The sequence below is a fragment of the Shewanella sp. VB17 genome (genome assembly GCF_013248905.1).
In the GTDB taxonomy this organism is placed as follows: Bacteria; Pseudomonadota; Gammaproteobacteria; order Enterobacterales; family Shewanellaceae; genus Shewanella.
In genome coordinates, this window is record NZ_JABRVS010000001.1 from 5043415 (window position 1) to 5056521 (window position 13107).

Annotated in this window: 14 protein-coding genes; 10 read left to right on the forward strand and 4 right to left on the reverse strand. The window is 41.0% G+C overall.

Going from position 1 to position 13107, the window contains the following annotated elements; translation table 11 throughout:
- Positions 1 to 117 precede the first annotated feature (117 nt).
- From ilvY to HQQ94_RS21680, 3 genes are all read left to right on the forward strand, one after another.
- On the forward strand, positions 118 to 990 hold the full coding sequence (ilvY, locus tag HQQ94_RS21670) for an HTH-type transcriptional activator IlvY (protein WP_173296357.1): 873 nt from the start codon (positions 118 to 120) through the stop codon (positions 988 to 990).
- Positions 991 to 1301: 311 nt separating this feature from the next.
- On the forward strand, positions 1302 to 1631 hold the full coding sequence (locus HQQ94_RS21675; protein ID WP_173296358.1) for a DUF3332 family protein: 330 nt from the start codon (positions 1302 to 1304) through the stop codon (positions 1629 to 1631).
- 143 nt (positions 1632 to 1774) lie between these two features.
- On the forward strand, positions 1775 to 2179 hold the full coding sequence (locus HQQ94_RS21680; RefSeq protein ID WP_173296359.1) for a Spy/CpxP family protein refolding chaperone: 405 nt from the start codon (positions 1775 to 1777) through the stop codon (positions 2177 to 2179).
- 130 nt (positions 2180 to 2309) lie between these two features.
- Here the strand turns inward: HQQ94_RS21680 and cysE are convergent, their stop codons facing one another.
- The 3 genes from cysE to HQQ94_RS21695 form a co-directional block, all read right to left on the reverse strand.
- Positions 2310 to 3086: a serine O-acetyltransferase gene (gene cysE / locus HQQ94_RS21685; RefSeq protein WP_173296360.1), complete on the reverse strand. Its 777-nt coding sequence runs from the start codon at positions 3084 to 3086 to the stop codon at positions 2310 to 2312.
- A gap of 262 nt (positions 3087 to 3348) precedes the next feature.
- A complete protein-coding gene (locus tag HQQ94_RS21690; protein WP_173296361.1) occupies positions 3349 to 3603 on the reverse strand; it encodes a DUF2024 family protein in 255 nt (84 codons plus the stop codon).
- A gap of 87 nt (positions 3604 to 3690) precedes the next feature.
- Positions 3691 to 4227 (reverse strand): carboxymuconolactone decarboxylase family protein, encoded by a 537-nt coding sequence (locus HQQ94_RS21695; protein ID WP_173296362.1) that lies wholly within the window; start codon positions 4225 to 4227, stop codon positions 3691 to 3693.
- A gap of 477 nt (positions 4228 to 4704) precedes the next feature.
- On the opposite strand from HQQ94_RS21695, the gene HQQ94_RS21700 reads away from it, so the two are divergent.
- From HQQ94_RS21700 to cyoE, 6 genes are all read left to right on the forward strand, one after another.
- Positions 4705 to 4962 (forward strand): hypothetical protein, encoded by a 258-nt coding sequence (locus tag HQQ94_RS21700; protein WP_254304123.1) that lies wholly within the window; start codon positions 4705 to 4707, stop codon positions 4960 to 4962.
- 193 nt (positions 4963 to 5155) lie between these two features.
- A complete protein-coding gene (cyoA, locus tag HQQ94_RS21705) occupies positions 5156 to 6112 on the forward strand; it encodes a ubiquinol oxidase subunit II (RefSeq protein ID WP_173296363.1) in 957 nt (318 codons plus the stop codon).
- A 2-nt stretch (positions 6113 to 6114) separates the two neighbouring features.
- A complete protein-coding gene (cyoB, locus tag HQQ94_RS21710) occupies positions 6115 to 8100 on the forward strand; it encodes a cytochrome o ubiquinol oxidase subunit I (RefSeq protein WP_173296364.1) in 1986 nt (661 codons plus the stop codon).
- Entirely contained in the window at positions 8097 to 8720 is a 624-nt protein-coding gene (gene cyoC / locus HQQ94_RS21715; RefSeq protein ID WP_173296365.1) for a cytochrome o ubiquinol oxidase subunit III, read from the forward strand. The genes cyoB and cyoC overlap by 4 nt, the downstream gene beginning before the upstream one ends.
- Positions 8720 to 9055, forward strand: a complete 336-nt coding sequence (gene cyoD, locus HQQ94_RS21720; RefSeq protein WP_173296366.1) for a cytochrome o ubiquinol oxidase subunit IV — start codon at positions 8720 to 8722, stop codon at positions 9053 to 9055. Before cyoC ends, cyoD begins: the two co-directional genes overlap by 1 nt.
- A gap of 13 nt (positions 9056 to 9068) precedes the next feature.
- The gene (gene cyoE / locus HQQ94_RS21725) at positions 9069 to 10004 is read left to right on the forward strand and encodes a heme o synthase (RefSeq protein ID WP_173296367.1); all 936 of its coding nucleotides are present in this window, start codon (positions 9069 to 9071) and stop codon (positions 10002 to 10004) included.
- A gap of 80 nt (positions 10005 to 10084) precedes the next feature.
- Here the strand turns inward: cyoE and HQQ94_RS21730 are convergent, their stop codons facing one another.
- Positions 10085 to 11137, reverse strand: coding sequence for an AraC family transcriptional regulator (locus HQQ94_RS21730; protein ID WP_173296368.1), 1053 nt, complete (start codon positions 11135 to 11137; stop codon positions 10085 to 10087).
- A 249-nt stretch (positions 11138 to 11386) separates the two neighbouring features.
- Here HQQ94_RS21730 and HQQ94_RS21735 point away from each other — a divergent pair, with 249 nt between their 5' ends.
- Positions 11387 to 13054: a PPC domain-containing protein gene (locus HQQ94_RS21735; RefSeq protein WP_173296369.1), complete on the forward strand. Its 1668-nt coding sequence runs from the start codon at positions 11387 to 11389 to the stop codon at positions 13052 to 13054.
- Positions 13055 to 13107 lie beyond the last annotated feature (53 nt).

Below are 13107 nucleotides of genomic sequence, written 5' to 3' on the forward strand. Positions count from 1 at the left end.
GCGATTGAGTTCACTATAGACTATGCTTACCATTGCTTAAAATGATATATTTGGGACATAGTATTGCGTTTTTCGCAACGATAAAGCATCAGCCCCTTTCACTCAAGTGAGCCAAGCATGGATATAAAAACAATCAAGCTCTACTTACACCTATCTGAGAGTCTACACTTCTCACGTACGGCTCAGGCTATGCATGTCAGTCCATCGGCACTCAGTCGGGCCATGCAGAGGCTGGAAGATGAAGTCGATACTAAATTATTTCAAAGAGATAATCGCAGTGTATCCTTAACCAATGCTGGGGTTGAATACCGTCACTTTGCTGAACTAACATTAGATAACTGGAGCAAACTAAAAACTAAAATAGGCCCTAAACAAGATCAATTAAGAGGCAAGCTCAACCTTTACTGCTCAGTCACAGCCGCTTACAGTCATTTACCGGGTTTACTAGATAAATTTAGACGTGAACACCCCTTAGTAGAGATAGCCCTCACAACGGGAGATGCCGCCAATGCCGTTAATGAAGTAAAAAATAATCGTGTCGATATTGCCATTGCTGCCCTTCCCGATCCCTTTCCAGATAGCCTTCACTTCGCCAAGATAGATGATATACCCTTGGTCATTATCGCGCCAACCTACCGCTGTAAAGTGCAAGAGCTACTAACAGAGTCTTACATTCCTTGGGATCGTCTGCCCTTTATTGTTCCAGAACATGGGCCTGGTAGACGCAGAACCGATAATTGGTTTAAACAACTCGGTCTTACCCCTAATATTTATGCTCAAGTTTCAGGTCAAGAAGCGATCGCCTCTATGGTGGCATTAGGCTGTGGAGTGAGTATCACACCTGAGGTGGTGATCACCAACAGCCCTATTCGAGACCGTATACAGATCCTCCGCTCTCCGATTGACATTCCTCCATTTGAACTAGGCTGCTGCTGTAAAACGAGAAGCCAAGATGATCCCATCATTTCCGCTTTCCTGAAGATAATGTAGACACATAGGCCCTATAGTCCAATGCTCAAATGGTCATTTCAACGGCTATCGTACTAACGTAAAAAATCGAGCCTAAAATGAAATAAACATCATCGTAAAGCTCATTTGCGTATAAAAAATGTTAAGAAGTTAGTGCTTATTCTTCTCATGAAGCAGAGCGACTCATATAGGCAATAGACATTTTATACGAAAAGAACCATTTTACGCTTTCAGGTAATTAACCTGTATCTATTTTATGACTCTAAAAATATAAATAACAAACGTGTTATTTTGCTGACCGCTTCCACCAGAAGCACTATTAGGAATCGTTAATGTTAAATAAAGTATTGCCTGCCATTATCTTAGCTGTGCTGTTATCCGGCTGCGCAGGTCAAATGGCTACAACCAGTTCAGCCATGAAATTCAACATGGATGTCGTCGATAATCGTTATGCTAGAGGTGGCGTAACCATCCTTATGGCACCAGTATATGCCATTACGACTATCGCAGACTATGGTGTCTTTAACCCAATTGAATTTTGGACCGGAACAAATGTGTTGACTAAAAAGTCCTCTATCTATGATGCGAAAGGTAAAAACTACATAGAAATAAATGATGATTTACACGACTCATTAAAAAAAGCACCGATAACACTCGATTAATACTTACTCACTTACCTTAAGTTATTAGCCTATATTAAATCATATGTAGCAGTATTATCGGTAATAGTTAACAAAAAATGACCGTTTTATTTGCTGCAATGTGATTTTTATCAATAGTTAATTTCAGATTAATTGGATAAAAAATGATTAAACAAACTCTGCTAGCGTTCGCTTTAACGACCTCGATTGTTGCTCCAGCCATTGCTACTGAACAACCTACATCTAAGCTTGAAGTTATTCTTAAAAAACTTAATTTTACTGATAGCCAAAAAGCCCAAGCTGACAATTTGATTCAAGGTTTTGTGAATAATTTACCCAGTATCAATATTGATAAAATCAAAGAAACCAAGAAACAACAACTGTTAATCATCAGCAATGAATCATTTAATGAAAATGAAGCGAGTGCTTTAATTGACCAAATACAATCCAAAAAGAAGCTGTTACTTCTTTCAAAAACCAAACTTAAACACGACCTATATCAAATTCTGACTCCTGAGCAGAAAGAGACGTTTAAACAAGAGCTAAAGAAAGAAATTGGCAGTGAATAAATACTAACAACAAGTAAAATCCTATGGACGTAGGAATACCCTGCTTGCGGTCAGTATTCCTAACTTCACCTATTACCACTGAAATGTTCGATTGATTAAAGCGACATTTTATTGCTAAGCAATCTTCTTTCTATTCAAAAAATGTCTGTTCCATGGTTGCTGCTGGGCAATCAGATATTGGTTTACCCACAGCTTTCGCAGGCACTCCTACGACTGTAGTATGGGCATCCACATTAGTTAATACCACAGAACCAGCACCCACTTTAGCACCTTCACCCACTTCGATATTGCCTAACACCTTAGCACCAGCACCTATCATCACTCCTGCGCGGATCTTAGGATGACGATCTCCTTGCTGGTTGCCTGTTCCCCCTAAAGTGACCCCCTGAAGAAGTGATACATTATTTTCGATGATCGCTGTTTCACCGATAACAATACCAGTCGCATGATCGAACATGATCCCAGTACCCATCGTGCACGCCGGATGAATATCAACACCGAACACCTCTGAGTTTCGACTCTGAATAAATTGCGCTAACTCAGTTCGACCTTGATGCCACAAGCAATTCGCCAAACGATGTACTTGAATAGCCTGAAACCCTTTCAGGTTAAGTAGAACAGTCAAATAACTCACCACGGCAGGATCCCTCTCTTTGACGGCTTTCATATCAGTCGCAACATTAGTTAACATTTGCTCGCAATGGATAAAAGCCTTGTCAAAAAGCTCACGAAACGTAAAGGGTGATACCACGCCATCAGAGAGTTTATTTGCCACAATAAAACTGAGCGCAGAGCCCAAACATTCATGATTGAGCACAGAGGAATACACATGACTGGCCAATAATGGCTCTTTTTGAACCAAAGCGTCAGCCTCAATTCTCAACTGTTCCCAAACTTCATAGCGCATAGTATTGACTCTAATTTAATGACGACATTATTAGCAGAATACAGATCCTAAACTAATTCACAAATAATGCATCCGCTTATAAGAGCAATTAGCTATATGGCATAACTTAAATTCCCACCCACAATTCAAAAGTAGCAGCACCGAAGTGACTCATTAATGGTTAGCAAATATTAAGAGTGGTAAAGTAAGGGTTCAACTGCAACGCTGTCATCTTATTGATTGTTTCTAATACTACAGGCCGTACTTTATCATCCCTGACTCCTCAATTAACATTCAAAGGAATGATGTAATAACCATTGCGCTCAATGGCTAATATTACCTCTGGATTAGCCATTTCTGAATGACAAAAATCACATCGAGATTGGCTGATAGTTTCCACTTTAATATCTAATGAAGATAAATAAATATTGGCATATTCTTCCACTCTGCCCTTATTACTATCATCAACTAATACATCGAAATGAACATATTGCCCAGTTGAAGTGTTTACATGAGTATCAAATACATGAACTTGCATCGCAATTCCTTATTTTATTTGTAACCTTGCCAACGAAGGCAAGGTATGTGGATCATCATTAACCTTGAATAAAAAACGATGTTGATATCAGCTTAAGTTCATTTTTGGGAAATCAACCTCAACATCAAACGCTACATTGGTGTAATTAGTGAAAATATTCAGTGCCACATGAGCCAGTATTTCTGTTATTTCTGCATCAGAAAACCCTGCTTGTTTCACCAACTCAATATCATCTCGACTAACTTGACCAAGTTGAGTGACCAGTTTTCTCGCGAAATCTAATGCCACTTGTACCTTAAGATCAGATGAGATACCACGCTGAGCCGAGGCCATATCCTCGGCACTCACACCGGCATTCTTACCTAAAACGGTATGTGCAGACAGGCAATATTCACAACGATTGATGTCGGCAACAAGCACAGCAATCAGCTCACCTAACGCAGTAGAAATACTGCCTTTTCCTAACGCACCAAAAGAGGTCCACATACTCTCAAGCGCCGCTGGTGAGTGACCTATTGCTTTAAACATATTAGGCACAACACCAAATGCTCCCTCTATCTTTTTAAACAACAACTTCTGTGCATCTGATGCGTGTTCTATTTCAACTAGATTTACATTCGCCATGTTAATACCCCTTAATTTGTCATTTCAAAATAAGACTCAAACAAGTTTCGAGTCGATACAGATAACTTATCGGTAATTTATACCCATGTCAAATATGTTTCGAGTCGATACCATTTGGCGCGAGACAAACAATACAATAAACCAATAAAGGTTGCCGTTAAGATAATAAAGTGAGCTTAAGGTTTAAATTTAGTTTTAATTAAGATTTATTTAATGAAAAAGACCGTTTACTCGGCCCTGTAGCTTTCATTTGATAGCATCTTCTTGCTATTGTCCTGCGGCACAATGCTACCTGAATATTTTATTCGATTAATTTAACTTCTTTAGCTCAGTCGGACACGTTCATTGATATTAACTCTTTGCCAACGCTTTATTGAAAAATTACACTCAGTTGTAAAATTTTCCAATTTTGGTAAAAAAAATATAATCCTGTTTACAGGAGGCTTGCTGACGTTGTCTTTATATGACGGTGTGTATATGCCCCTAGGAAACTATTTCGATATCAGCGAGTTAATGATATTGAGTGATAGTTTCTTGGCTGAATATCTAGGCGCAAGTCTATTTGCCTTACTCTGTGTCCATCCATTTGTTATCGCACAGCTATGGCGTTTAATTCATCTTCTTTTCAAGCATTTCAATAACTTAGGCTTAAGCAACACCTTACCAACACTCTCTCTTTCAAGACTTAAGTTTCTCGAACACTCAGCACATGGCTGTCGTGCCCCACCGTTTTAAGCTTATATTTTTACATTCTAAATTTAGCTATTTGCACATTAAAACAGTTCCTTATATTTGTATTATCTAAGGTAATTATTCGATGACACCATATGATCATCGATCTGATTTAATCTGCGGTACGCCATTATTGTGCAGCCACCAATACTTATTGGCGGAGCTGTAAGCTATTTAAGGTTAGAGGAATCTTCCTTTGTTAATTCGAAATTTAAGTAAAGCAGCCCTAGGAATGTGTGCCATATTACTAGCAGGTTGCACAGGCGGCGTGCTAGATCCTAAGGGACAAATAGGCATTGATGAGAAACATCTCATTATTATCGCAACCCTGTTAATGCTGATTGTTGTCATCCCGGTTATTTTCATGACGTTATACTTCGCGTGGAAATACCGCGATGGGCGTGAACATGAAATTTATGCCCCTAAATGGGCTCACTCGAAAACGATTGAAATCGTGGTTTGGGTAGTCCCTATTGTGATTGTGATTATTTTAGGCGCCATCACTTGGGGTTCAACACACGATCTTGATCCTTATAAACCATTAGACCATGACGCAAAACCGATCAAGGTTGAGGTCGTCTCTCTCAATTGGAAATGGCTCTTTATCTATCCAGAATTAGGTATTGCTTCAGTCAATGAATTAGCTTTTCCTGCTAACGTGCCAGTCAATTTTAAAATAACGTCAGATACGGCAATGAACTCTTTCTTCATTCCGCAGCTCGGCAGTCAAATTTATTCTATGGCAGGCATGGCAACTAAACTGCATTTGATCGCCAATGAACCAGGGACTTTTGACGGTATTTCATCAAATTACAGCGGTGCTGGATTTGCTGGTATGAAATTTAAAGCCATAGCCACCGCAAGCAATGATGATTTCACAGCTTGGGTGAACAAGGTAAAACAACAAAACCATAGACTCGATCCTCTGAGTTATAAAGCGCTAGCCAAAGAGAGTGAGAATAATCCTGTCGAATATTACGGCTCAGTCAGTAACGGGATGTTTAACCATATCGTCATGCAGTATATGCATATGGACGCAGACATGAACATGGATGCCGACATGGACATGGACATGGATATGGACATGGACATGGATATGGACATGCCACACCATTCAGGACTTTCATCACCTCAACATGGGGAGGCAGAATAATCATGTCTTTTTTTGGAAAACTAACATTAGAATCAATTCCGTACCACGAGCCAATTATTATGGTGACCTTAGCGGCCGTCGCAGTAATAGGAGTGATACTTGTTGCATTGATCACTAAATATAAAAAATGGGGCATATTATGGAACGACTGGTTTACGTCTGTCGATCATAAACGTCTCGGCATTATGTATATTATATTAGCTTTCGTCATGCTCATTCGTGGCTTCTCTGATGCTATTATGATGCGAACCCAGCAAGCATTAGCCACTAATGGTGCCGCCGGTTATTTACCACCTGAGCACTACGACCAAATCTTCACCGCTCACGGCGTGATTATGATTATCTTCATGGCGATGCCATTTATGATTGGTCTAATGAATCTGGTGCTGCCATTACAAATTGGTGCGCGTGATGTTGCCTTCCCATTTTTGAACAACTTAAGCTTCTGGCTCACCACGTCAGGCGCGGTGTTGATTAATATCTCATTGGGTTTAGGTGAATTCGCTAAAACAGGTTGGGTTGCCTACCCACCATTATCTGAATTGTCATTTAGTCCGGGGGTGGGCGTCGATTATTATATCTGGGCCTTGCAGATATCCGGTATAGGGACAACATTAACCGGAGTAAACTTCCTCGCCACAGTGCTTAAAATGCGTGCTCCTGGCATGAAGCTGATGCAAATGCCTATCTTTACTTGGACCTGTACCTGGGCCAATATTTTGATCGTCGCATCTTTCCCGATCTTAACAGCCGTACTCGGGATGTTAACGCTTGACCGTTACATGGATTTCCATTTCTTCACCAACGATGGTGGCGGTAACGCCATGATGTACATCAATCTATTTTGGGCTTGGGGACATCCAGAAGTATATATTTTAATCTTACCTGCGTTTGGTATTTTCTCAGAAATCATATCAACCTTTACCTCAAAGCGTCTATTTGGTTATACATCAATGGTTTGGGCTAGTGGTGCAATTTCTATTTTAGGTTTTATTGTTTGGCTGCATCACTTTTTCACCATGGGGTCCAGTGCCAATGTCAACGCCTTCTTTGGCGTGATGACCATGGTGATTGCCGTGCCTACCGGAGTAAAATTATTCAACTGGTTGTTTACCATTTATCGCGGTCGTTTACGCTTAACGGTACCGGTATTGTGGACCTTAGGCTTTATGGTGACCTTCACTATAGGTGGCATGACTGGCGTATTGTTGGCGGTACCTGGCGTCGATTATGTGTTACATAACAGCTTATTCTTAATTGCCCACTTCCATAACACCATCATAGGTGGGGCCGTATTTGGTTATTTGGCTGGTTTCTCTTATTGGTTCCCTAAAGCGATGGGCTTCCACCTCAATGAACGCTTAGGTAAAGCCTCATTCTGGTGTTGGCAGATAGGTTTCTACGTGGCATTTATGCCGCTGTATGTGCTTGGTTTCTTAGGCATGACACGCCGTATCAGCCACACTGATAATCCCGCGTGGAATATTTGGATCTATTTTGCCGGTGTAGGCGCATTTATCATTTTTGTTGGTATCATATTACAATTTGTACAACTGTACGTGAGCTTCCGTGATAGGGAACAAAACTTAGATACCACAGGCGATCCATGGAATGGTCACACATTAGAATGGTCAACCGCTTCTCCACCTCAGTTCTATAACTTTGCTAAGTCTCCTCATGTATCCGATATCGATGCTTTTACTGATATGAAAGAACAAGGCTTGGCTTATCAACGTCCTAATAGTTATCAGCCAATCCATATGCCAAAGAATACTGCTAGCGGTATTTTAATGGCTTTAGGGATAACCGCTGCAGGTTTTGCTGCTATTTGGCACATTTTATGGTTAGCAATTGTTGGCATGCTAGGTGCTTTCGTGGTGTTCCTATTCCGCGCTTATGACAATGAACAGGATTATTATGTGCAACCAGATGAAGTTGCCCTTATTGAAAATGCACACTTAGACAGTGTCGCTAAGGGGAGAATATGAGTATTACAATCCCAGAAACCCTCGAACTTGCTCACTCAGATGAGCATCACGAAGAGCATCATGATGCCAGTGAGAGTACCCTACTCGGTTTTTGGCTCTATTTAATGACCGATTGCATATTATTTGCCTCTGTTTTCGCAACCTACGCGGTACTCTATATGAATACCGATGGTGGCGTTGCAGGGAAAGATATTTTCGAATTAAACTTCGTGTTATTTGAAACTGCCGCCCTACTGGTCAGTAGTATCACCTTTGGTTTCGCCTTAATTTGCGCAAAACACCACATGCGTAGAGCGACAGTGATCTGGTTACTGATCACATTCGCCTTAGGATGTATGTTTATCGGCATGGAAATTTATGAATTCCATCATCTGATTGAACATGGCAATGGTCCAGATCGCAGCGCCTTTCTATCAGCTTTCTTTGCGTTAGTCGGCATGCATGGTTTGCACGTCACAGCAGGATTGATATGGATGGCAATCATGATGGTTGAAGTGCTAAAAACAGGGTTAAATACTCGCAGTATCACCCGCCTAGGTTGCTTAAGCTTATTCTGGCATTTTCTTGATATTGTTTGGATCTGTGTATTTACCGTCGTTTATTTACTGGGAGCCTTGTGATGAGTCAAGCACATACGACTGAAAGTCATACTTCAGAGGATCTTATCACTAGCGTTAAATCCTACCTTGTGGGTTTTATGCTTTCAGTGATCTTAACGGGCATTCCATTTTGGGCAGTAATGACCCATTACTTTGAACAACCCATAACATTAGCGCTAGTGCTGACTACAGCGATTGTGCAAATTGTGGTGCATTTAAAATACTTCCTGCATTTGGACTTCTCTAAAGAGGGCAAGATAAACACATTTTCATTCTTGTTCACCGCCTTGATCATCGTCATGGTAGTGGGTTTATCGGTGTGGATTATTTACGCCGCCAACGATTTGATGATGTAACGGGTAACCAATCATGAATAATCGAGGCCAGTTTATGTCAACACAATTGAAATCACGTCTACAAGGTTATGTCCAGGTCACTAAGCCCGGCATCATCATGGGAAATCTGATTTCCGTCGCCGGTGGTTTTTTATTGGCTGCCAAAGGCAACGTCGATTGGACCTTGATGATCATGACTATGATTGGATTATCTCTGGTGATAGCATCGGGCTGCGCAATCAATAATTGTATCGATCGTGACATCGATGCCAAAATGCAACGCACTCGAAATAGAGTCACAGTAACAGGTGAAATATCAATACGATCCGTGCTGATATTTGGCCTGTGCTTAGGCATTATCGGCTTTACCATGTTAGCGGTATTTACCAATGCTATCGCACTGCTTTTTGGTGCTATTGGTTACTTGGTATATGTGGGCATTTATAGTCTATATATGAAACGAAATTCAGTGTATGGCACTTTAATCGGTAGTTTCTCCGGTGCAGTGCCACCTGTGGTTGGCTACTGCGCCGTCACCGGTGAGCTAGATATTGGCGCTTGCATTTTATTGTTAATGTTTAGTTTGTGGCAAATGCCGCACTCCTACGCCATTGCCATTTATCGCTTTAATGATTATTCCGCAGCCAACATACCAGTATTACCGGTAGCAGAAGGGATCACCAAAGCGAAGCTGCATATTGTGCTCTATATCGCTGTATTTGCGCTAGTCAGTGCTTTGCTACCACTAGCAGGTTACACAGGGATCGCCTTTATGGCTGTCACCTGTGCGACGAGTTTATGGTGGCTTGCCATGGCACTTAGAGGTTATCGCCATGGCGTTAATCTTCAAAGCTGGGCGCGCCAAGTATTTGGATTTTCTATCATCACCATTACTGCATTGAGCATCACTATGGCGCTGGATTTCCAACTAACAGCACAAACATCACTGCTAACATTAGTTAACCTATAACCCGGTTAACTACGTCAATTTAAGATAGCTTAACAGCCCACCACGGTTAATGTGGTGGGCTTTTTTATTACTATTACAGGTTAAATATACTGATTAAGAAGGAGCTGTTCCCCTTGAATCGCTCTTTGGCGATACTCTGTAGGCGTCATGGAAGTCCAACGTTTAAAAGCGCGATTAAATGCACTAGAGCTAGAAAAATTCAAAAATGAATAGACCGCTTTAATTTGTGTTTTGGGCTGCGCAACCATTTCAATGGCAATACTCTTTCTTACTGAATCACAAATTTCTGAATAATTTCTCTCTTCAAGCATTAAGTGTTTCTTAAGGGTACTGACACTAACATTAAAATAACTCGCTGCTTGTGTGACATTTGGCATCTCTTGTTTGTGCTTAGAAACATAATTTATCACTTTATGACTAAATACTTGCCCTAATGCATAAGATGCTACCGACTGTTCTATTTTGTTTATTAGCATATCCAATATCGCCGAATTAGCCGAACGAACCGGTAATGCCAGAACTTGATTAGCTATAATGATCTCATTTTTTGCTTGGTAAAATTGAACTGGACATTTAAACACTCTTTGGTAATGACAAGGAGTACTAAGGGGAGCATGCTGAAAATTAACTTGCAGTAAGGCCACTTGTGCTATATCAGGCTTATCAACTAATAGCTTAGCCAGCTGAATAGCGGAAGCAAAATCTAGTTCGATTAATAAGGCAAGCCTCCTATCATCGAGCTTAGCTTGGAGCTGATAGCTTGAATCGACCTCCCCTTTAACAAAACAAGAGTCGAACGCCTGATTCATCATTGGTTTATATTTTGCTGATAAACTTAAGGCCATACTTAAATCGAGGCAGTTCATTAAAGCATAACCCACCAACCCATAATCAGAAGGATGAATATTCTCCCCAAGCGTTAAACCAAAAGACATGCCATCAGATATTTGGGTAATTTTCTCAATAAGACAGATCACATCTTCGATAACATAAATCGGTTCTAAATCAGGTAGCAGCGCCCCTACGCAGACTTTATCTGCTAGCGTATTTAAATTTACATTTTGCCGTGCAACTTTATTAAAGTAACCAGATATTAGGGCAAAGTAATTATGAGAAACGATTAGGTTTTTCATATGACACCTCTAGTCTAATATTCGTTGAATGTTACGACTCATTGTTAACCACCAACCAATATCACAGAACTTTTTATTTAATGCAAGACTCAAGAGTTGATACACTCCAGAGATATTTTTGTCGCCCTTTGAGCCATTTATCCTCCAATTTATATTGTTAATCATTTATTCTTGCTAGGTTAATCACTGTTAAATAAATCAACATTAATAATAAAACTTATAACTTTGATAGATAACAGATGAGGCCTTATGAATAAAGTAATTAAGAATCAATGGTTAAATTATATATTACCCCTTAATATTCTAATACTAATATCCACAAATACTTTAGCAGCAACAGAATTAAGCAACACTATCCCAACAAGTGAATTAAGCGGGCTGGCGGCAAGTAAGACTTACTTCACTTTCACAGTACCTGAAACTGCGACCAATTTAACCTTTAATACTCTTGGAGGTAGTGGAGATGCAGATCTTTATGTTAAATTTGGTGAAGATCCCACTGAGTCAAATTATGATTGCCGCCCACACCACAGTGGTAATAGTGAATCTTGCGCTATAACAAAAGTACAATCAGGTGACTATCATGTCATGTTAAAGGGCTATTCAAACTATTCAAATTTAACACTGACAGCAAATTACACTGTAGCCAGCTCATTGCCACAACGAATGTCAAATGGCTCAATATTAGACAACTCGATAGCCATTGATAACCTTACAGGCAATAGCGAAGAGCAGCTGGCTTTCACATTTGAAGTCCCCGCTGACGCACAAGGCCTCACAATTGGTATGTCAGGAGGTGAAGGAGATGCCGACCTCTATGTTAGACACGGCTCAATGCCAAATCCCGGTACTTATGATTGCCGCCCGTATACCATGGGCAATGATGAAACCTGTCATATTCAAGAGGTACAGGCAGGTACATACCATATTCTAATCAGTAGCTATGCTGACTTTAGCGGTATTAAGCTCATTGGAAGCTATACCGACGCGGGCGATCTGCCTCCCACGCCAGAACCCGGAACTAGCTCATTAAATATCGCCGTTGCTGGTGACAGCATTACTCGCGCATTTGGTGCAAGCTGTACTACCAATGCTAGCTGGTGGTCACTGCTATGCCTAGCGGGTGGAGATCAACCGCAGCATTCTTGGTTTAATGGGGCAAGCTCATTAGTCAATAGTGTTCATGACCGTTATAAGGTACTCGATAACACCATTAACGCCACTAATAACGCGGCAACAGGCGCTGAACTCACGGGGATCCGTGAAAGTGGTTCTGAGCCCAGTTTTGCCGCTCAAGCTCACAATATCATCTCGCAAACACCGACACCTGAGCATGTGGAGTTTATCTTAGGCGGTAACGATCTTTGCAGCCGTAACTGCATCGATCCCGCCAACTGCGACGACCCTATTTATACTGATGATGAATGGCGCCAGGCGGTACAAACTGGCTTAAACACCTTGGTATCAGGGATGCCTCAAGGTTCGAGTATCTTAATAGGTAGTGTCCCTCGTGTGCAAGATATACGTCAAGCAGGTTTGGATAAGCAAGCCAGCAATAATAATATTAACTGTGAATCTATCTGGAGTACTTTCAATGTCTGTAAAATTGTGACTCAAACAGCTAACCTCAACGGGGAGCCAATAGCGTCAAGGCTTGCAGCTGTCGCAGCGGCTCAACAACGCTACAATGCGATTCTTGCGGAAGAAGCTAATGCTTATAATACTAATGCTAATGGGCAAAACCCAAATGGCATAGAACTTGTCGCTGAATATGTCGATGAAAGTACGCCCTCTGGCGGTACCTTTCAATTTGGTCCCTCAGAAATTAATGGCGGCGATTGCTTCCACCCTAATATTGCCACTCAAAGCCTCATCGCCGACTTAATGTGGAATTCAAATACCGACAAGTCTCAATAAGCCGTGCTAATGTGGGCTCTCATTGGGCCCACTCTGTTTTACTTAACACTTTT

Bases quoted from the DNA above. Each gene is read 5' to 3' on its own strand.
- ilvY (WP_173296357.1), top strand. From the start codon at position 118: ATGGATATAAAAACAATCAAGCTCTACTTACACCTATCTGAGAGTCTA.
- HQQ94_RS21675 (WP_173296358.1), top strand. From the start codon at position 1,302: ATGTTAAATAAAGTATTGCCTGCCATTATCTTAGCTGTGCTGTTATCC.
- HQQ94_RS21680 (WP_173296359.1), top strand. From the start codon at position 1,775: ATGATTAAACAAACTCTGCTAGCGTTCGCTTTAACGACCTCGATTGTT.
- cysE (WP_173296360.1), bottom strand. From the start codon at position 3,086: ATGCGCTATGAAGTTTGGGAACAGTTGAGAATTGAGGCTGACGCTTTG.
- HQQ94_RS21690 (WP_173296361.1), bottom strand. From the start codon at position 3,603: ATGCAAGTTCATGTATTTGATACTCATGTAAACACTTCAACTGGGCAA.
- HQQ94_RS21695 (WP_173296362.1), bottom strand. From the start codon at position 4,227: ATGGCGAATGTAAATCTAGTTGAAATAGAACACGCATCAGATGCACAG.
- HQQ94_RS21700 (WP_254304123.1), top strand. From the start codon at position 4,705: ATGCCCCTAGGAAACTATTTCGATATCAGCGAGTTAATGATATTGAGT.
- cyoB (WP_173296364.1), top strand. From the start codon at position 6,115: ATGTCTTTTTTTGGAAAACTAACATTAGAATCAATTCCGTACCACGAG.
- cyoC (WP_173296365.1), top strand. From the start codon at position 8,097: ATGAGTATTACAATCCCAGAAACCCTCGAACTTGCTCACTCAGATGAG.
- cyoD (WP_173296366.1), top strand. From the start codon at position 8,720: ATGAGTCAAGCACATACGACTGAAAGTCATACTTCAGAGGATCTTATC.
- cyoE (WP_173296367.1), top strand. From the start codon at position 9,069: ATGAATAATCGAGGCCAGTTTATGTCAACACAATTGAAATCACGTCTA.
- HQQ94_RS21730 (WP_173296368.1), bottom strand. From the start codon at position 11,137: ATGAAAAACCTAATCGTTTCTCATAATTACTTTGCCCTAATATCTGGT.
- HQQ94_RS21735 (WP_173296369.1), top strand. From the start codon at position 11,387: ATGAATAAAGTAATTAAGAATCAATGGTTAAATTATATATTACCCCTT.